Here is an 18496-nt window from a genome sequence, read left to right on the forward strand (position 1 = left end):
TTATCCTCCGGCGAGCTTGACCTGGTAACCGGCCGCCTCCAGCTCAGCCTTGAGCACCTCGCGGTGATCACCTTGAATCTCGATGATACCGTTCTTCACGGCACCACCGGTGCCACACCGCTGCTTCAGCTTTTTAGCGAGTTGTTTCAACTCTTTCTCGACCAAGGGAATACCACTGACCGTGGTCACACCCTTGCCCTTGCGGCCACTGGTTTCACGGCGAATGCGCACCACCCCATCCAGTGATGCCACGCGCTCGGCTTCAGCCTGATCATCACACCGACAGGCCTCCAGCGCTTCGCCACAGTCCGGACAGTGACGCCCGGTTTCCGTTGAGTACACCAGACCACCCAACTGATCACGTAAACTTGCCATACTGCTACAACTCTTTTCCTGCGTTAAATCATGATTGCGGATGATAGCAGCTCACGCCCGCTGCTGCGCAGCACCAGAATCACAGTCCGACGCCTGCGATCTGCCGGGCCAGATAAGAGGCATAGTTATCGGTCATGCCAGAGATGAAATCCAGCACCCGGCGGTAACCGTGATAGAGGCCATCTTTCGGATCAGGCGCATGAATCCCCATCAGCCGCAACACCCGTGATGCACGATACCCCACCCCCTCGCGCCCCTTGCGATGCTGCTCATACACCGCATCAATGAAAGCCTCCAGCAGCACCCCCAGCGTGGTATAGGCGCCGACTTCCAACTCAGCCTTGCGGGTATCCGGAAACACCCGCTCTCGCGCCACCCGCTTGGCGGTCAGAATACCATCTCTGACCATTGGGTCACCGGCCAGGAGCAACTCGCCCTGCCAGGTGCCCGCCAGGATCTCGTCATGAGCCGCCATGAAAGCACCAACGGCCGCATTGACCATGTTCTCCATCGCCTTGCCGCGCAAGGCCGAAATTTTGCGCCGTGCCGAGGCTTCGGTGGCAAAGATGGCATCATCAAATTCAAGATCGCCGCAGAGCTGCAACAGAATGGACTTCACGTCCTCGAAACCGAGAATATGCAGCTCGATGGCATCTTCCAGGTCGAGGATGGCATAACAGATGTCGTCTGCCGCTTCCAGAAGATACGCCAACGGGTGACGACACCAACGGCCGATCCCAGCCGCTTTCAGCCCCAGATCGCGCCCCAGGGCGTTGAGAATATCCTGTTCGGTCAAAAAGGCGCTGAACTTGCCGCCCGTGCCGGCGTACTCCACCCCCCAGGGGTACTTGAGCAGCGCCCCCAGCGTGGGGAAGGTCAGCCGCAGGCCGCCATCGAACAGGTGATTTTCAATCCGGGTGACCACACGAAAGCCCTGGGCGTTGCCTTCAAAAACCTGCAGGTCCAAACGCTCCAGATCGGACAGCTCGGCCAGTGCCGGGCAGCTGGCATGGCGCGCGAACCAATCCCGCATGGCGTACTCGCCCGCATGCCCAAAAGGGGGGTTGCCGATATCATGCGCCAGACAGGCCGACTGCACGATCATGCCCAGGTCATGGGGGGTGACCCAGGGCGGCAACTGGTCGGCCACCAGCTCACCCACCCGAATCCCCAGGCTACGCCCCACGCTGCCCACCTCCATGGAGTGAGTCAGGCGGGTATGGATGTGATCATTGAGCGCAAACGGATGTACCTGGGTCTTGCGCCCCAGGCGACGAAAGGCGCTGGAAAAGATGATGCGATCATGGTCCTTGTGGAAGTGCGAACGCCCGACCTCGTCGGGCATCAGCGCTTCATGACCGTAGCGGTGGGTGGTCAGCAGCGGGTGCCAGTGCATGCTCAAACTCCTGCCGGTGTGAACGACTTAACCAAACTCTAGCATGCGATCCGGCTTGCGCTGCAACCATCAGCGCCCCCAGCAGTCGTCCTTGTCACCGCTGGTACTACCCTTGAGCCCCTGATGGCTCAGTGTAAGGGTGCCACAGCGATCACCAGCCATGGCTCCCATTGGCGCTGCGTTCAATTGGTAGGCACCGCTACTGAGATTGCTGAGGCTCAGGGTGTAAAACTTGCTGCCTCCTTCCTTGGGCGACTGCGTATACGGTAATGCCGGCGCATCGCTGCCGCCGGCAGACGTGACATAGCGCCCATTGGCAGCGTGGTAGCGTTCCATGAACTGCGCCAACTCAAGCAGATTAGAGCGTGCTTCCGAACGCCTGGACTCGTTGACGTATTCCACATACGACGGATACGCGATTGACGCGAGGATACCGATGATCACAACCACGATCATCACTTCAATCAGCGTAAAGCCCCGGTTTTTCTGGCACGTATATACAGGCATCATCGCATCCGTCGCAGTAGATAATCCAGTTCCGTGCTCTTGGGCGATAACGTCTCGAACACGACTTCATCCCCCACCTCAAACACCGGCCTTTCATCCCAGAAAGCCTCGGACAGATCACTCAGGGTCTCGCCCTTGCGGGTCTTCAGCGTTGTACGGTAAAGCGTATTATCGATATGCACTACGCTCCCCTGCACACTGGTAATAACACCAATGCGCTCCTCGGCACGCTCTTCAGCCTGGACCGGTAGCCAGGCTACCGCACACAGGCCACCCAGCAGGGCTGTTCGTAACAATGTTCGCATTTCACATCTCCTCACAAGAGTTCACGCCAGCTGATGCGCCCTTCAAGGTGGGGCCCCGGGTTTTCGACAATGATGGTACTTTCATCCAGTACCTTTATTTCCTTTTCAGGATCCACCGGTACGATGGATGGATGCGGTTTTTCACCGTCCATTTGCACACCTGAAGGGGGCTTCTTGCCGCCTTCATTGCCGCCGCCATTGCCAGGATCAATCCAATCATTTTCATCAAAATCAAGGTCCCCATCCAGGTCAAAGCTGGCATATTCCAGTGCGCCCCCGGTAACGGCATCCATCTCCATCAGCCAGGTGACAGCATCGCTTTTGCACATATCCGAATCATCGGTCAACGGCGTAAAGGTGGTGAAAATAATCTTGCCGTTTCGCAGCGTTGCACCGGCGACCACTCGCTCTGATGATGATTTGTTCAAGTCCAGATACCAGCCTTTGTGCACGGTCCAGTCCGGTTGATTCTGGCTGGTCAGGCGCAGGTTATAGTCCTCACCGTCAAACGTGGCGCGGCCCTCGTAAGTAATGGTCTGCTCCAGCAGATCGGCTCGGCTAACAGCCCCACGGGAATTGTTGCCACCGCCCTTGTTACCGCCACCTTTATTGCCACCTTTATTGCCACCGCCATTTTTAGACGGCTGATCCCAGATACCATACAAGCTCTGCAACGTGCCATTATCCGACTTGTCGGTGGTTTCCAGGTACTTGCCGGTGCCAAAGTACACCATCACTCCCCCCATCGGATGGCGTCCCACCGTAGGTGCAGAGGTGATCGGCTGAGTATTATTGGCGCTACAGCTATCGCTCCGACAGGCCTTGAAAATCGGCGTGTTACCGGCAACCTTCCAGGACGAAGCACTATTGCCGGCCACATCGAATTTCCACAGGTTGCCGAACAGGTCACCGGCGTAGATGGTATCCGTCATGCCATTACCGTCTGTATCAACCGGTTTGGCCGTTCCCAGCCCGTTGGGACGCTCCTGGCCGGTCGGATCTTCGGCATACCCTACGCCAGTATTGATTTTCTGCAGTAGCGTACCGTCGGCCAGGTCCACCACAAAGAGCACGGCATCACCACCACTGCTGACGGCAGCATCAAACCGCTCATCCGTACTGTTATACCCGTTGCCGAACACAGCGACCCATTGACCGTTCTCAAGCTGCACAACTGCCGGGCGGCTATAGCTGTAGCCCAGATCCGGGTCCGAGAACTCCCACATGAACGTATTACGTGCCGCCCCTTCAGTAAAGCGGGAAGGGTCTGTCACATCCAGTGCATAGATGGATTGGCCACCACGCCCAAGGCCACCCACCAGAACCGTACGCCAACGGCTGTCCACCTGTGCATCGACCACCGTTGGCGTGCCGTCAACATAGAACCGATGACTGTAATCCTTGTCCGCCAAGGCGTGCAGGTGGCCGTTCAAGCTGCCCGGCACATAGGCCAGCAGCTCTTCACCGGTACTGGCCTTGAAGCCATGCAGCATGCCGTCATTGGCTCCCACGTAAATAACCGGCTCACGATCGGCATAATCACTCTTGAAGCGCTGGTACTCGGTATCCTCATAGCGAAAGGCGGGTGCCCCCACATACTGTGGCGAAGAATAAACGATGTCACCCAACAGCTTGGCACGCTCCCGGTACGCGGTCCCTTCATCAGACTGGTTGCCTCGCAGGTATTGCAACAGGCTCTGCTTGCCCTGGAAGAAGTCACGCTGCTGCTGACCCGAGAAACTCCCCCAGCGGAAGGGCACCCCTCGACCATTTAGGTTGGTGATGATGCGACGGTTATTCCAGCCGGTCTGCTTGATTCTGTCCGCGGCACTGCCCCACTCAGGCACCAGCTGCAGATAGGTACTGCTGGCTGGGTCACTGTCAAAGCGGTAGGCACTCAAGTCTCCGGTCCAATTCCCGCTGTTGTACTTCGGGAATACCGTCAGTGTTCCCGCATTCAGTGGCCCCTGGCTCACCGCCGCTGACGACACACTGAGCACCTTGTCCGAAATATCGGACAAGGCACTGCGTAATGCAGCTGCCAGCTGCTCCGCGTTATTAGCCGTGTAATACTGCCCCTTACCCAACTTGGCCGTTGATTTCAGCAGCTCGTGATCAAGTGCAAAACCAACCGTATAGGTATTCATGTTTTGCTGCTTGAACTCAGGGTCATCAAAGCTTTTGCCTTCCTTGTCCAGTCCCGATGTCCGCATATCCAGCTCGCGGGCAAACTGGGCGATATCGTCCAGATAATATTTCTCGCCATCACCATTCCAGTCCGGCAGACGGTTGCTTTTGCCCTCAATGGTATCGGACTTGTGCAGCTCCTTATCATCGAAGTCATCCTCGAATGGCTCACCATCCGTAATCAGGATGGAAAAGTTGCGCTGGCAACGGTATTCGATGGGTGATGTAAAAGTCACATCATCCGTCCACATGGACGACATGCCACGGAAATACCGAGTGACCTCGTAGTAGGTTTCACTGATGGGCGTATTGGTGCGGGCCGTGATACTGTCGAGGGCACTCATCACATCCTGCTTGTTGCCAATGTAATCACGACACTCGTTAATCACCTTGCCGCCTTGGCTGCTGTAGAAGATGGTGACGCCATAACGGATATTTTCAACACTGTTAACAACCGACTTGGCCACATCACGAGCCACCTGCATGCGGTATTCAATCGGAATCTTGCTGCCGTCACGCAGATCGGTACCACTGGGAAACGTCTCGAACAGATAGTTCAAATAGTTGCCGGTATAGCGCGTATTTTCGTTACCGAACGGATCCGGCAGCGCAAGACATTTTCGATCGGTCACGTCTTCTTTGCGCACAGCTTCGTAGAAGCCGTCACCAAACTCATCGTCACAGTTGTCATGACGCAAGTCCTCAAGGTCCACGTTGCCGGAATTCTTCTTCCAAGAGCTGCCTTCATAGCCATAACTGCCGCCACGCTTCAAAAGATCATCCCAGCGCGGGTATTCCACATCCGGGTCGTAACCGTCTGCCCAGATCATGTTGCGCATGCTGCCCGAATTATCCATCACCAGCATGACATTGGGCTGTACCCGGGACGAGAGCACCGACAGCGGCTCATTGGGCAAGGACAGGTTGGTAACCGCCAGTGCCGACGAACAGTAGGCTCCGGCCAGAACACAGGTTGTAAACTGACTGAATTTAATCATGATCCATCCCTAGTTGAACCGCTTGGCATACAGAGTTTCAAGCACAGACTCCGCTTGCTCGCTCTGGCCAAACCCCTTGGCTTCAATACGGTATACATCGCGCCCTGTTTGCGGCTTGAACCCCATATCAAGGCTGTCGGCAATGAAGTATTTCTTTTCCACCTGCGACTCGGGATCACCCGATACCGCAGACAGATCGGTCGCGGCGCCATCACCATACGGGCTGGCGCCTTCAGCCAGTTCCGGCAATTCAAGCGCCTCTTTCAACATGGCCTCCTGTTCGCGCAATGCGGCCTCGGCGGCCTGAAACGACACCTCCTTGTCACGCAGGTTGCCGGTCATGCGTTCCTGCACGGTTGTTGTCTGCATGGCACTGAACCCGACAATAGTGATCAGCACCAGCATAATCATGGCAACCAGCAGAGTGGCACCGCTCTGGCGCTTGCTGCACGGACGCTTGGATAGGTGTTTATATCGACTCATGGCAAACGATTCCTTATGGCAACAGTCGTAGTGAATAGGCTGCGCAAGCGCCCGTCAGGCGTAAACTCGACTTCGTCGGGCGAACCATCACCGTTGACATCAAACGGCCAGGTCAGCGTCTGCTCCACATCATTCAGTCCGCCGGCCGGGCTGGTGGTCAACAATGCGATCCGCACCGATACCACCTCATCCCAGTCCGACACCTTGTCAGCCGTAACATAGGCATCCAGCTCGGCGTTGGCACTGCCGCTGCCATCGGTATCCAGACCATACAGCAGACGCATGTCTTCCACGCCACTGACCAGTTCCACCGATTGCCCCAGGCCACCACCGGCATTCGGCATCACACGATATGCCTTGAGTGCAGGCTGGCCATTGCTGCCGGTGCCGATGTAATACAGCACACTGGTGAAGTACAGAATTTGCAAATCACCATCGTATTGATGACTCCATGCAGCCTTATTGAGGTTGCCCGGTGTACCACCCGCACCACGGTTCAACGAAGACGCATTTTCATTGTTGCCGCTTTGAAACAGGTCACATCCATAGGCATCCGCAATCATGATGATCGAGCCCTTCTTGATCCCATGCCCCTTTTCCACCGCGATTGCGCTGGCCTGTACCGGGTTATTGCCCTTGGCCACAGCCCCGGTCGCATTGGCGGCATGCTTGATCAGCAGCGCATCGCCGCGCACATAATCCGGTGCCAGGTTCGTCAGCGGCCCGGTGCCGCCCTGCCAGCCCAGTACAGCATTATTCAGATCAAACAGCTCTTCTTTATAAGCACCGCTATTGGTATCCAGAAGATTATTGATCTCCCCCGGACAGGCATACTTGAACCCTGCCTGACGAACTTCACGGGTCATCAGATAGGTGGCAAAACGGCCGCTCTCTTGCACCCGTGCCAGCGCCTCACTGGCGGCTTGAGAGCGGGTGCTGCTGACATACACCATCACCACTCCCAGCAAAATGAACAACCCGATCGTCAGGCCGATCATCAACTCGATCAAACTGAAGCCCGCTTGTCTGCGGTAGACAGTATCCATGTCAGATCTCCGTACTCAATGTCAGCGTACCGCCACTGGCATCCGTCGAGGCATTACCCTCGGCATCCACCACAGCACCGCGTGAATCATCCCAGGTGATGGTCAACGTGAAGAGGCGGTCCTGGCGGGTCAACTCGGCACCCGCATCTGCACCCAGCAGATCGCTCAGCCGCCCTTGCCAATAAGCACGGTCTCCGGGGCTGCCATCATCAAACTTGCCCTGCAGGGCAGCCGTGCGATTGGCGCGCATCAGATCAAACAGTTCATACGCGTGAAGCGTTGCCATTGAACTGAGCTGGGCACTTTGCCCGGCCTTGATGGTGTATAACTGCAGGGACAGCACACCCAGCAGGCCAAAAGCCACGACCACCATGGAAATCAGCGCTTCCAACAGGGTCGCACCCTGCTGCTGATGCAGATCTTTCAAACCTGGCTGAATCATTACTGACACCCTCCCTTGGTCAGACTGCCGGTGACGGCAATGCAGTAACTGCCCAGCACTTTTGCCGTAGCGGACGCTTGATCAACCACATCCACCGTCTGCGGTGCGAGCAGTTGCTGGCCACTGCCATTCACCGCCAAACCCAGTGCCGCAAATCGCAATTCAACGCTGCTGTTACCCGCTGACTGGTAGGCGATGTTCTTCTCGACATCCCATACGCGCACAAGCTCGGACGTACCGTTATCGGTCTCAGCCTCAACCCGGATTTCGCGACTGCCAGCACCGCAGGCCTCCATTACGCAAACCCGTGTGAAGGTATTGCGCGTCAATGCTTCCGAGCGCGCCAGACTGACGGCCGTCACAAAGCTGCTGGTGGCCGATCGCTCACGCGCCGATTCAAACAAGCTGTTGAAGCCCGGAATACCGATAAACAGGATAATAGAGAGGATGGTAACCGTGATCATCACCTCCAGGAGGGTAAAGCCTGACACGGCTTGACGGGTAATGCCGTTACGAACAAAACATGGGGGCGTACGTCTCACTTCTGTTCTCCCGAATCGATCACGCGGACGGAGACATGAAAAGCATGGGAAGTGAGGAGCAGGCGCATTGGAACATGCGCGGATCGGTACTACAGGATCAGACTACTCCATCAGTCTACTCATGCGCTTAGAATCATATATGAATTCCCGTTCATATAACGGTCATATTATCGAAAACCCCAGACGCGTGCCATATCTACAAACGAAAAGACCCCGATCAGGAACTGACCGGGATCAAGCGAACGTGTGTAGAAGGTTTTCAAATCCTATCAGTTGTCGACTTCTTCCAACCAATCGAAGACATACAAACGGCCGAAGGTTCCATTGTATCCAGCGCCTTCTCCGGTGCCATCACCGCTCACGTCAGGACAGCTGCTCGGTGCCGGAAAGCTGACTCCACTGGGCAAGCTGTTGGCCGCATCGATCATATTCTGACAACCATAGTTGTACAATGCGTTACCGCCGCCACTCACGTCCCAGTTTATCGTTGGATCGTCGGCATCATAGTCCCAACGTGACTCCCAATCATCATCCGTAAAATCTCTCTCATCGTCCTTATGATCATTCCAAGGACCAGGTTTGTAAGGGTCATCATCACCAAAGTCGATATTGGATACGATCAATGTACCGTCCAGGCCGTTAGCGGCACCACCGCCCCCGATATCAACATGCCCCCCCAGCACCATGATGATGCCATCCCAATGAGGGGTGCCGCCGAAGTTAGCTTCTCCGGTTACTACCAGAATCCCGGCACCGGAAAGCCCACCAGTAATATTCAAGTTGCCGTAAATAATGGTTGTCTTCATGGAGGAGGGGTCGCCCGGCGTGCCCAAGTCCTTGGGCAGGTCCTGTTTCACAACCACCATATTCTTATTGGGATTGGAATCCGGCTCACCGAACACCTTGCGATCACTCGGCGTGTAGGCATCCAAAGCAGCAAAGAACTTTTCCTGCCCTCCGGGGCTGGTAAAGTCAGGCTCGGGGTTATTGACAACCACCCCCCCCTTCAGCTGCCCTTCGCCATCATCAGCATTTCTGATTTGATCGGCACACGCCTTGGTATTGGTTGAAATGGCCGGCCCCCCGCGGCCATCATACAGATATGAATTAGATGGCCCAAAGTCAAAGTCGCAGTCAGGGTCATCCGGATCATCGTTAACAAAAACAGCTGGCCAGCTCACATCGCCACCGCCACTGCTTTGCCCAAGGTTGAAGTGAATTTTACGCTCTGCGTTGGACTGCTTGCCTTCACTGATAAGACTCAGTGTTTCAAGCGCCCCTTCCAGCTCACCGTTTTTCGGCTCACAGCGCCCCAGACTAACGGAAAACGTGCTTTTAAGCGCGGGATTGTCCGAGTCAGCGTTAGCAAAAACCTCATCCTGATACAGGTAAACCGTATCATTTTCACCAATTACAGTACCCTCGGGTGTTACCAGCGCGTAGGTACGATCTGATACGTTACTTGCACTGCAGTCGTCGACACACCGACATGCGTAATAGAACCACTCAGGCGGATTAATCGCTTCATCCATTTTATTTTCGTCAGGGTCACAATAGTTTTGCCCCCCGCCATATCCGTTTTCGTCGACATATTCAGTACAGAGCTCCGTGATAGCGGCCTTGCTTCCCGCTTCCGCTGCCAAGAAGGCATCGCTTGAGCGCTTGCTGTTACCGGACAGCCTTTCATCCTGAGTAGCCCCCGTCATCAGGGACACACCAATGACTGTTAGCACCAACAAAAAGATCATCCCGACCAACAGAACCATACCCCGTTGTCGAATGCAGAGCGGCTCATGTACTGGGCGGCGGACACCATGTTTCAACATTTAATTTTCTCCTGCACAGTCCGTGTGTCGCATTATCTTCACCAGCAGACATCATTGTTGCCGGATGTTTTGGCACCCGTTTCTTTCAGGGTAAGCGTACCGCACTCGGTGTCTGCAAATTGGGGTGTAGCCGTTACCGTATAGGTATTGGCATCATTGACCAGCGTAATATTATAACGCTCGGTCTCAGTCATACCGGTGGCAAAGCTGCAGTTAGTATCGTTATAACTGTTATAGCGTGTAAAACAGCGCTCAAGTTGCTGAGTAACAGTGGCAATGCCAGCACGCCCCTCGGCACGATTCCCTTTGATCACGTAGTTTTGATAGGCTGGCCAGGCAATCGCCATCAAGATGCCGATAATGACGACCACGATCATCAACTCGATCATGGTAAAACCGGCTTCGCGCCCTGTTTTCAAATTCATGTTCTGCATGAGGGTATCCCGTGAATCTGTGTTTGACCGCTGCAATACTGTCAACTTATTGGCTATCAATCAGGCTTGACACACGATTGCGCATTGCAACCACTGAACTGATCTCTTTATCACCGACTCCCTGACCTCCCCAGGGCGCTGCATCCGTAAAGGTGACCGTCGTTTCAACCGCGGTAACCTTATCCCAAGTGCAGTCAGCGGGTTCACCGCTGTACTCGCTGTACTCGCTGTACTCATAGTCGGGCTCACTTTCGTAGCAAGCATATTCAAAGTTGAAATGGGAAATCGCACTAACCAAAGGCTCAAAGTTGCCTTTTGCGGGTAAATTATCATAGTCGAATTCCTCCAAGCCGGATTTGCGATCGTCTCCAGCCCTTCTACGGTATACGACTTCTTCATCACCGTTCAGCGAATACTCAACTTCGACAAATGCCTCTTCCGTGTCACCGTCATTATCAGTGTCCGCAAACCCCACATAGCGTACGACCAGCGTACCGTCATCCTCTTCAATCGGCGCATAAAGATCTCCATCAGAGTCTGTTGGCCAAGTTTCACCACCATAGCCTCGCCCTCCCATACGCAAATCGCGCGCCATGAAGTCAAACAGAAAACGGGCATTATCGGTAATCGTCGAGATGCTCTGTCGAGTAGCACTGGCTTCTTTACTGGCCAGCATGGTCTGCATGATCCCGCCCAACAGCACCAAACCAATGACCATGCCGATCATCAATTCAATCAAGGAAAGGCCCTGTTGACGATATGCCGGGCATGCACATGAATACTTGAGAGTCCTGCGCTCCATGCTCACTTCCTCACCCTGTAGTCAAAGGTCACATTTTCAAATGCTTGGTCCCCCGTATCGCCATCCAGACCTCGCTCGCTCCACGTGAGACGAACGACGTAATCGGAACCATCTTCAGTGACAGAAGCCGATACAAGCTGCCCACCGAACAGGGCTGACGTATTAGCGCACCAAGTAATGAGGTCCTCCGGTGCACGCAATGTCCCTGCAGGCGCAGGGCATGATGTAAGTTTATAGTCACCTTCGCCACTTGCCTTTGGATTCGCACGTATGCGCTCTTCCAGGTCGTTCACCTGAATTGTCGCGAGCGTACGAAAATAAGCGCTATGACTCATGCTCATCATCTGGGTATACATCTTGGCCAGCCCCAGCAACGCTACCGAAAAGATCACCAGTGCAATCAACGCTTCCAGTAATGTGAAACCACCCGCCTTGGCATGTTGATAGGATTTCAGATCCATTTGTCGTTCGACCTCCTGTTCAGTCAACGCTTCATCCATGATCATTGACATGCATCCACATCAACAAATCCGCCACTGAGGTACAGCTTGCGCCTTTCTGTGATATCGCCATCGACCAGGGTGAAACAGCCTGAATCAGGTGTTTCGCCACGACCGTTGAACGCTATGCTCAAGGGGCAATCCGCACACTGCACACCCGCCTTCAAACCATCAAAGCGTCGCAGTTCTGAATCATCACTTGCGTACACCGACCAGCCATCTTCGTAACTGGCTCCAGCTTTGATACTGACAGTGTCATTACGTTGAATGGCCTCGCTGCGGGCATAGCGAACGGTTGTTTCGATGTCGGTCACGGCAGCTTCAATGCGAGCACGGTCAAGCATCGACATGAATGAAGGCATCGCAATGCTGGCAATAATGGCCAATATGGCCAGAACCATCAAAAGCTCGATCAGCGTAAAACCGCGATGATGACATGTTGAAGTGTTCAATTCAGGCATCCTTGCTAGGCTCCTGTTAAGAATTGGGCCCCACTATTCTAGCCTACTTGTACACGCTAGTTTCATCATTGGAAACGAAAGACTGGAATTCTACATTGAGTTAGATCAGGCTTTGCAGACAACACTTATTGCAAACATGCGTATTCTGCTAAACAATGAGCGTTAAGCTAATATTCATACTCAAGTACAACTTGATGCGACGACGGTGATACGGTGCCCATTTGATATGGTATGTGATGCATGGACAGCTGATGCATCAGTAATCGAGTCAGCGGTACGACTCCTCCGGCTACATTCATCGTTATGCTGGCAAGCAACTGTAAAAATGGAGAACAGTCATGCCACACCTGCCTACACCCCGTAAACGACAAGACGGCGCCGTCCTATTGATCGGTATGATCCTTATGCTAATCCTGATGGTCGGCGCTGTCAGCCTAATGAACGGCACTACACTGGACGAGCGCCTGGCAGGCAACAGCAAGGCCAGTGCAGAAGCATTTTATGCTGCCGAGGCAGGCCAACTGGAAGCCTGGCAGTACTTGACCGAAGATAAAAGCGAGGGTTACAAAAACTGGCTGGGACTACATAAAAAGGTCAGCAACCTGCCGGACGAAGGCAATGAAAACTCTGTTCTCGTACCTGTTTCCAGGACTGATGAAAGCATCCAGTTTCGGGTAGTTGCACAGAAAATATATGATAGCGACGGCAACCCTGTAGACGACCGCTTTCGGCTCAAGAGCTTTGGTCAGTCAGGCAAAGCAACACGTGTCATCGTGATGGACCTTGATGGCTCACCGATTCCCCCCGGGGTGAAAAACCCGCTTGCACCAGCCGCTATAAGCTGCTTTGGTGCACGCTGCACCCTATCCCCAGGTTCTGCCAAGAAAAAGTCAGTTGTTGACGGGCGCAACCATAAGATCCCTAAAGACAGGGATTGTACAGGGAGCGGCTGCTGGCAGGACCCTGATGGGTGGGACGATGCCAAACGTGAATATAAAGACCCATCCGATGCTGTGAGTGTTCCTGCCGTTTATCTTGGTGGCAACGAAAATTATTCAGATGCACAAGATGTCAGGAATGCAAGCGACTTGCAGACCAGCGGGCAAAACAATACACCCTACATTGGTCAAAGCCACAGACACTCTTCAGATGAAGAGGGCGACAACCCACAGTCCAGCATCGCATTCGGTGGTAACAGCCAAGCAGCGTCAGTGTGGACTGATGATAATTTTCCTGACGATGACAATGGGGACTCAACCGCACCGAAATACGAAGATTACTTTGGCGAGTCACCAAGCGAGATGATGGCTGACATCTATGACACAGCGAAAAAAGAGCTGGACGCAGGCACAGCAACCCAACTCGGATCTGTCAGTGAGCCAAAGGTTACCGTCTTGGATGCAGCCGATACCCGACACAAACTTGGCGTAAACAGTGCCGGTGTATTAATTGTTAACGGTGATGGCCAACCCAGAACCCAAGGCAAGAAAAAGATTTATGAGTCTGTATCATTCTCAGGCACAGGCTTTTATGCAGGTCTTGTAATACTGCGAAATTGTAGTCAGATCAACCTTGGCGGCAATGTGACTATTTACGGCGCCATTATGGTGGATGCAAGAGACTCGAACGGTGATGATTGTGGCGACGAATACAATCCTTTTGCTGGTAATGGCCAGCCTGACGTTAAGTACAGTACTGACGCGCTTAACAACACAGGCTTTGGGGCGGGTAATGGTACTGGCTCAAATAGTGGCATTAGTGAAAAAAGAGATTGGTATGAAATTTTGCACCAATAATATCTGATTCTTTAAACACCAAACCAGTGCCACTAAAGGTCTTAAAAGTGGCGCTGGTTTTATTTACACCTTAGCCATGCTTGCTCTATATAAAACAGCTTCTCTTGGAGTTACAGGTACTACCATGCCAGCAAATGGTGGATGAGATCAACGTCGATACCTACTTGCAGCTATTGATCGTTCCACCCGCTGAGTTTTTGTGTAAATCCATCCGCACAAAACGGCCGCGACGGCTCAGCGTTACCGGGCAGCCTCCGCAGGCCACACCTGTTAAGATCACACATCCTGACGGACAACAAGAAGGAATTCACGGACCGCCTGCTCCGCTCAAAGCTCCATGACCCCAGTGGCTATCACCAGTTCGTTCATCTCGGCGCGGTTTTTTGGGGGTTGAGCATCGTCTAACCAACCACAAATCACCACAGACAAACGGCATAATGAAGCGCGTCAACGGACGCATCTCCGATGTGCTCAAAACGCATCACTTCGATAACCGTGAAGACCTGGAGCAAACGCTGCTACGCTACGCACATCAATACAATCACCGGGGGCACAATCAGCATTGAGATCCAGTCCCCATATAATGGCAATAAGGGAGTGGTGCAAAGACCATCCAGAGCTTATTACAAGCGCCTTTGTAACCATGCGGACGTGACATATATGCTTTACTCAATCCTGCTCGATTCCGGGGACTTTTGAGCTCTGCGGTTCAGGAGATGCTAAGTGAACACCACTAGCAAAGATTGTTACTCAATTGGTAATGCTGGCATCCACAACACAAACGGTACTGGCATCCAGGTCACAGAGCACCCCTGATTTTCCTGGTGAAACAGGGAAAGCCGTCATACTTTTTCGGTCAGCCGCAACTGTGATGCGTTCACATGCATTTTTCTTAAGTATCGGGATGGACTGCCTTTGACTGATTGCATCCATAACAGATGCAACTTGGCCTCGTACTTCAGAGAGACATGCCTTATTGGCGCTGCGCACGGCATATTGGCTATAGGCTGGCAGGGCGATAGAGGCTAGCACCCCGATGACCGCGGTGACGATCATTATCTCGATCAGAGTAAATCCTTTATGCTTTTGCATGACACACCCCGAATATTTTTCAGTAAGGCTTATATTCAAATACTAATATAAAAACCACAAAAAAAAAATTTAATTTTTTTGCTACGGGGTGAAAAATATCAAAATAAAACATCAAAAATAGAAAATTGGCTAAAGATATCTCCGTTAAACTTAATGACCGTACAAAAAAAGCCTCGAAAATGCGAGGCTTCTTCTAAACTAGGGGATGTTACTCTGACCCCAATCTCCTGGGGGATGTTACTCTGACCCCAATCTCCCTGGCGTCCAGGTCGCAGACAACCCCTTTGTCACCCGGCTTGACCGGAAAGGCGGTAAGGCTTTTACGATCGGCAGCAACGGTAATGCGCGCGCAGGAGGAAAGCTTGAAGGTCGGCGTGGGGTCATTTTGGCTGATGGCATCCATGACAGCTGCAACCTGGCCCCGCGCTTCTGAAAGACACGCACCATTGGCGCTACGAATTGAGTAGCGACTGTAGGCAGGCAGAGCGATAGATAACAATATGCCGATGATCGCGATAACGATCATGATCTCGATCAGGGTAAATCCTTTATGCCTTTGCATGACACCACCCCCGAATGCTGTTGAGTTAAGCTTGTATTCAGATACTAATATAAAAGCCATGAAAACAAAATGTACTTTTATTAATACAGGGTGAAAAATGTCAAAAAAACATTATCCATACACAGCAGGAAAACAGCCATCGAAAATTGAAGATCGGTTAAAACAATCTCGGGAAACACCACTCCGACCCCGATTACCAATCAATTTTACTCTGACCCCTTTTTCTTCAAAGTGTGTATGCAAAAAAGAAGCCCCATAACAGGGGCTTCACTTGCATACACTACAAATTTTGAAGCAGTGTATTTAACAACGTACCAACTTATTTATCTGTTTTACCTGTGCAGCCAGTCGGCGCATATTTGTCAAGCGCTGAAGTTTCGCATGTCCAAGTACCCGTGTCAGCACGAGAAAGAGTAATGGTTTCAGTTTCAACAGCAGGGTTACCAGCCATAGTACATTGAAGTGATGCCACGCCGGTTTTAGCAACGCTTACATTAAGAGCAGTACAACGCTCAGAGGTAGCGAGGCCAAGCAAAGAGGCATCGGTAACAGCGGTATCGCCAACACCTTCGTTAATCAGCACTTCAGCCTGCGTCTTCCCCGGTGTGATTTCAGCAAGTGCTGAAGTGACCTGCGATTTGGCAACGTAATCCTGATATGCCGGCAGTGCAATTGCAGCCAGAATACCGATGATCGCAACTACGATCATGAGTTCGATCAGGGTGAAACCCTGCTGTTTGTGTTTCATCATTTCAGTTTTCATAGGTTATCTCTCCAGCGAGTTAACAATCCATATTGATTAGCTGCATCCGACATCCTGTGGCTGCCAGCTGGTGACCATATTAGACAGCCCTGCCCGTGGCTGTCCAGCCTGAATACAAACTGAACACCAAATTCGCTTGAGCTTAGTCAATAAACGGGCACTTTGGGGCGTTCCGTTTACACTTTGGCTGTGTCTGTGGTTTGATTGCAGTACTATTTGTATCGTTTTTATCACCCTTTCGTTACAACTGCCTGATGGCAACAGGAGCAACGGTGTCTCAAGGATCGCAGCCCCTTACTGGCCTGGCCAAACGGCTGGTCAATGACGGCGTGTTTTCGGCTGAAGTCGCTCAGGATGCGGTGGCACAGGCCCGCAGCGCCAATCAGCCTTTCATTCATTATATTATCAGTCATCGCCTGGTCAGCGCTCACCGTGCAGCTACGGCTGCATCCGAAGAGTTTGGCTTGCCGCTGTTTGATCTGGACATGCTGGCTGACGATGTCATCCCACGTGAAGTGATCGCTGAAAGCTTGATCACCAAACACAAGGCCCTGCCCCTGAAAATTCGGGACAACCGGCTCTATATTGCTCTGGCAGATCCGACCAATATCCAGGCACTGGACGAAATCAAGTTCAGTACCGGCAAAACGACCGAAGCCGTTATCGTTGAAGAGGACAAGTTGGTACGGCGGCTGGAGCACTTCCTGGACAGTGCCAATGATGCCATGGATGAGCTGAACACCGAAGACCTCGAGCTGGAGGCCGGGGATAGCACCCAGGAAGAAAAGGATGAAGCTGAAGATGCCGCCAACGAAACCCCCATCGTCCGCTTTGTCAACAAGGTACTGCTGGATGCGATCCGTAAGGGCGCTTCGGACATTCACTTCGAGCCCTATGAAAAAGCCTACCGGGTACGCTGCCGAATCGATGGCATGCTGCAGGAAGTGCACCGCCCGCCTCTCAACCTGGCCAACCGCCTCACGGCGCGCTTGAAGGTCATGTCGCGCATGGACATTTCCGAACGCCGCGTGCCCCAGGATGGGCGTATCAAACTGAAGGTTTCCAACCGCCGCACCATCGATTTTCGTGTCAACACGCTCCCCACCCTCTGGGGCGAAAAAATCGTATTGCGTATTCTGGACCCTGGCAGTGCCAAGATGGGGGTGGAAGCCCTGGGCTTTGAACCGGACCAGAAAGAGGCTTATCTGACTACGCTGGAACAGCCCCAGGGCATGATTTTGGTGACGGGGCCGACCGGTTCCGGTAAGACTGTCTCCCTGTACACTGGCCTGAACATTCTGAATACAGAAGAGCGCAACATTTCCACCGCCGAAGACCCGGTCGAGATCAATCTGGAAGGCATTAACCAGGTCCACGTCAACCCCAAAGTGGGCCTGACCTTTGCGGAGGCGCTGCGCGCCTTTCTGCGCCAAGACCCGGACGTGGTGATGGTGGGTGAGATTCGAGACCTGGAAACCGCCGAAATCTCCATCAAGGCGGCACAAACCGGTCATATGGTATTGTCAACGCTGCATACCAACAGCGCCCCTGAAACCCTGACCCGTCTGCGCAATATGGGTGTGCCTGCCTTCAATATCGCCACCTCTGTCAGCCTGATTATCGCCCAGCGACTGGGCCGCCGCCTTTGCGGGAACTGCAAGCAACCCATAACCCTGCCGGAAGCAGCCCTTTTGGAAGAAGGTTTTACGCCAGAACAGGTTGCCAATCTGGAGCTACATGAAGCTAATGCAGAGGGCTGCTCCAAGTGCAACCGCGGCTATAAGGGCCGAGTGGGTATTTATGAAATGATGAAAATGTCACCCGAAATCGCCGAGTGCATCATGCAAAACGGCAACTCACTGGATATTTTACGTGTCGCCCAAGAACAGGGCTTTCGCACGCTGCGTCAGTCCGGGTTGATGAAGGTCGCCGCCGGCCTCACCAGCCTCGAAGAGCTGAACCGCGTTATCAAGGTTTAA

Annotated in this window: 20 protein-coding genes and 1 pseudogene; 3 read left to right on the top strand and 18 right to left on the bottom strand. The window is 53.2% G+C overall.

The window, feature by feature from the left end:
* The 14 genes from KTN04_RS06495 to KTN04_RS06560 form a co-directional block, all read right to left on the bottom strand.
* The gene (locus tag KTN04_RS06495) at nucleotides 1-375 is read right to left on the bottom strand and encodes a translation initiation factor Sui1 (RefSeq protein ID WP_217334409.1); all 375 of its coding nucleotides are present in this window, start codon (nucleotides 373-375) and stop codon (nucleotides 1-3) included.
* Between the two features lie 79 nt (nucleotides 376-454).
* Nucleotides 455-1771 carry a deoxyguanosinetriphosphate triphosphohydrolase gene (locus KTN04_RS06500; protein WP_217334410.1) on the bottom strand — a complete coding sequence of 439 codons (1317 nt, stop codon included), beginning with the start codon at nucleotides 1769-1771 and terminating at the stop codon, nucleotides 455-457.
* A gap of 69 nt (nucleotides 1772-1840) precedes the next feature.
* Nucleotides 1841-2278: a type IV pilin protein gene (locus KTN04_RS06505; protein ID WP_217334411.1), complete on the bottom strand. Its 438-nt coding sequence runs from the start codon at nucleotides 2276-2278 to the stop codon at nucleotides 1841-1843.
* Nucleotides 2278-2583, bottom strand: a complete 306-nt coding sequence (locus KTN04_RS06510; protein ID WP_217334412.1) for a hypothetical protein — start codon at nucleotides 2581-2583, stop codon at nucleotides 2278-2280. Before KTN04_RS06510 ends, KTN04_RS06505 begins: the two co-directional genes overlap by 1 nt.
* Before the next feature lie 11 nt (nucleotides 2584-2594).
* On the bottom strand, nucleotides 2595-5768 hold the full coding sequence (locus KTN04_RS06515; RefSeq protein ID WP_217334413.1) for a pilus assembly protein: 3174 nt from the start codon (nucleotides 5766-5768) through the stop codon (nucleotides 2595-2597).
* A gap of 9 nt (nucleotides 5769-5777) precedes the next feature.
* On the bottom strand, nucleotides 5778-6251 hold the full coding sequence (locus KTN04_RS06520; RefSeq protein WP_217334414.1) for a pilus assembly PilX family protein: 474 nt from the start codon (nucleotides 6249-6251) through the stop codon (nucleotides 5778-5780).
* Nucleotides 6248-7297, bottom strand: coding sequence for a PilW family protein (locus KTN04_RS06525; RefSeq protein WP_217334457.1), 1050 nt, complete (start codon nucleotides 7295-7297; stop codon nucleotides 6248-6250). Before KTN04_RS06525 ends, KTN04_RS06520 begins: the two co-directional genes overlap by 4 nt.
* A gap of 1 nt (nucleotide 7298) precedes the next feature.
* Entirely contained in the window at nucleotides 7299-7739 is a 441-nt protein-coding gene (pilV, locus tag KTN04_RS06530) for a type IV pilus modification protein PilV (protein WP_217334415.1), read from the bottom strand.
* A complete protein-coding gene (locus KTN04_RS06535) occupies nucleotides 7739-8281 on the bottom strand; it encodes a GspH/FimT family pseudopilin (protein WP_217334416.1) in 543 nt (180 codons plus the stop codon). Before KTN04_RS06535 ends, pilV (KTN04_RS06530) begins: the two co-directional genes overlap by 1 nt.
* A gap of 269 nt (nucleotides 8282-8550) precedes the next feature.
* Entirely contained in the window at nucleotides 8551-10107 is a 1557-nt protein-coding gene (locus tag KTN04_RS06540) for a pilus assembly PilX family protein (protein ID WP_217334417.1), read from the bottom strand.
* 38 nt (nucleotides 10108-10145) lie between these two features.
* Nucleotides 10146-10541 carry a type IV pilin protein gene (locus KTN04_RS16820; protein ID WP_305799386.1) on the bottom strand — a complete coding sequence of 132 codons (396 nt, stop codon included), beginning with the start codon at nucleotides 10539-10541 and terminating at the stop codon, nucleotides 10146-10148.
* A gap of 46 nt (nucleotides 10542-10587) precedes the next feature.
* Nucleotides 10588-11343: a PilW family protein gene (locus KTN04_RS06550; RefSeq protein WP_217334418.1), complete on the bottom strand. Its 756-nt coding sequence runs from the start codon at nucleotides 11341-11343 to the stop codon at nucleotides 10588-10590.
* Between the two features lie 2 nt (nucleotides 11344-11345).
* A complete protein-coding gene (gene pilV / locus KTN04_RS06555; RefSeq protein WP_217334419.1) occupies nucleotides 11346-11849 on the bottom strand; it encodes a type IV pilus modification protein PilV in 504 nt (167 codons plus the stop codon).
* On the bottom strand, nucleotides 11846-12304 hold the full coding sequence (locus tag KTN04_RS06560; RefSeq protein WP_217334459.1) for a GspH/FimT family pseudopilin: 459 nt from the start codon (nucleotides 12302-12304) through the stop codon (nucleotides 11846-11848). Before KTN04_RS06560 ends, pilV (KTN04_RS06555) begins: the two co-directional genes overlap by 4 nt.
* A gap of 338 nt (nucleotides 12305-12642) precedes the next feature.
* On the opposite strand from KTN04_RS06560, the gene KTN04_RS06565 reads away from it, so the two are divergent.
* Together KTN04_RS06565 and KTN04_RS06570 are read left to right on the top strand one after the other, a co-directional pair.
* Entirely contained in the window at nucleotides 12643-14100 is a 1458-nt protein-coding gene (locus tag KTN04_RS06565) for a pilus assembly PilX family protein (protein ID WP_217334420.1), read from the top strand.
* A gap of 383 nt (nucleotides 14101-14483) precedes the next feature.
* The gene (locus KTN04_RS06570) at nucleotides 14484-14666 is read left to right on the top strand and encodes an integrase core domain-containing protein (RefSeq protein WP_217334421.1); all 183 of its coding nucleotides are present in this window, start codon (nucleotides 14484-14486) and stop codon (nucleotides 14664-14666) included.
* Nucleotides 14667-14850: 184 nt separating this feature from the next.
* Here the strand turns inward: KTN04_RS06570 and KTN04_RS17380 are convergent, their stop codons facing one another.
* The 4 genes and pseudogenes from KTN04_RS17380 to KTN04_RS17395 form a co-directional block, all read right to left on the bottom strand.
* A complete protein-coding gene (locus KTN04_RS17380; protein ID WP_407659246.1) occupies nucleotides 14851-15192 on the bottom strand; it encodes a pilin in 342 nt (113 codons plus the stop codon).
* Between the two features lie 208 nt (nucleotides 15193-15400).
* Entirely contained in the window at nucleotides 15401-15754 is a 354-nt protein-coding gene (locus KTN04_RS17385; protein WP_305799387.1) for a prepilin-type N-terminal cleavage/methylation domain-containing protein, read from the bottom strand.
* 319 nt (nucleotides 15755-16073) lie between these two features.
* A complete protein-coding gene (locus KTN04_RS17390) occupies nucleotides 16074-16337 on the bottom strand; it encodes a pilin (RefSeq protein ID WP_407659249.1) in 264 nt (87 codons plus the stop codon).
* Nucleotides 16338-16378: 41 nt separating this feature from the next.
* Nucleotides 16379-16502, bottom strand: a pseudogene (locus tag KTN04_RS17395) (pilin); the annotation flags it as partial.
* 287 nt (nucleotides 16503-16789) lie between these two features.
* On the opposite strand from KTN04_RS17395, the gene pilB reads away from it, so the two are divergent.
* Complete coding sequence (gene pilB / locus KTN04_RS06590; RefSeq protein ID WP_328515966.1) at nucleotides 16790-18496, top strand: type IV-A pilus assembly ATPase PilB; 1707 nt, start codon at nucleotides 16790-16792, stop codon at nucleotides 18494-18496.

This window comes from Marinobacterium weihaiense (assembly GCF_019061305.1).
Lineage (GTDB): Bacteria > Pseudomonadota > Gammaproteobacteria > Pseudomonadales > Balneatricaceae > Marinobacterium > Marinobacterium weihaiense.

Bases quoted from the DNA above. Each gene is read 5' to 3' on its own strand.
- KTN04_RS06495 (WP_217334409.1), bottom strand. From the start codon at position 375: ATGGCAAGTTTACGTGATCAGTTGGGTGGTCTGGTGTACTCAACGGAA.
- KTN04_RS06500 (WP_217334410.1), bottom strand. From the start codon at position 1,771: ATGCACTGGCACCCGCTGCTGACCACCCACCGCTACGGTCATGAAGCG.
- KTN04_RS06505 (WP_217334411.1), bottom strand. From the start codon at position 2,278: ATGCCTGTATATACGTGCCAGAAAAACCGGGGCTTTACGCTGATTGAA.
- KTN04_RS06510 (WP_217334412.1), bottom strand. From the start codon at position 2,583: ATGCGAACATTGTTACGAACAGCCCTGCTGGGTGGCCTGTGTGCGGTA.
- KTN04_RS06515 (WP_217334413.1), bottom strand. From the start codon at position 5,768: ATGATTAAATTCAGTCAGTTTACAACCTGTGTTCTGGCCGGAGCCTAC.
- KTN04_RS06520 (WP_217334414.1), bottom strand. From the start codon at position 6,251: ATGAGTCGATATAAACACCTATCCAAGCGTCCGTGCAGCAAGCGCCAG.
- KTN04_RS06525 (WP_217334457.1), bottom strand. From the start codon at position 7,297: ATGGATACTGTCTACCGCAGACAAGCGGGCTTCAGTTTGATCGAGTTG.
- pilV (WP_217334415.1), bottom strand. From the start codon at position 7,739: ATGATTCAGCCAGGTTTGAAAGATCTGCATCAGCAGCAGGGTGCGACC.
- KTN04_RS06540 (WP_217334417.1), bottom strand. From the start codon at position 10,107: ATGTTGAAACATGGTGTCCGCCGCCCAGTACATGAGCCGCTCTGCATT.
- KTN04_RS16820 (WP_305799386.1), bottom strand. From the start codon at position 10,541: ATGCAGAACATGAATTTGAAAACAGGGCGCGAAGCCGGTTTTACCATG.
- KTN04_RS06550 (WP_217334418.1), bottom strand. From the start codon at position 11,343: ATGGAGCGCAGGACTCTCAAGTATTCATGTGCATGCCCGGCATATCGT.
- pilV (WP_217334419.1), bottom strand. From the start codon at position 11,849: ATGATCATGGATGAAGCGTTGACTGAACAGGAGGTCGAACGACAAATG.
- KTN04_RS06560 (WP_217334459.1), bottom strand. From the start codon at position 12,304: ATGCCTGAATTGAACACTTCAACATGTCATCATCGCGGTTTTACGCTG.
- KTN04_RS06565 (WP_217334420.1), top strand. From the start codon at position 12,643: ATGCCACACCTGCCTACACCCCGTAAACGACAAGACGGCGCCGTCCTA.
- KTN04_RS17380 (WP_407659246.1), bottom strand. From the start codon at position 15,192: ATGCAAAAGCATAAAGGATTTACTCTGATCGAGATAATGATCGTCACC.
- KTN04_RS17385 (WP_305799387.1), bottom strand. From the start codon at position 15,754: ATGCAAAGGCATAAAGGATTTACCCTGATCGAGATCATGATCGTTATC.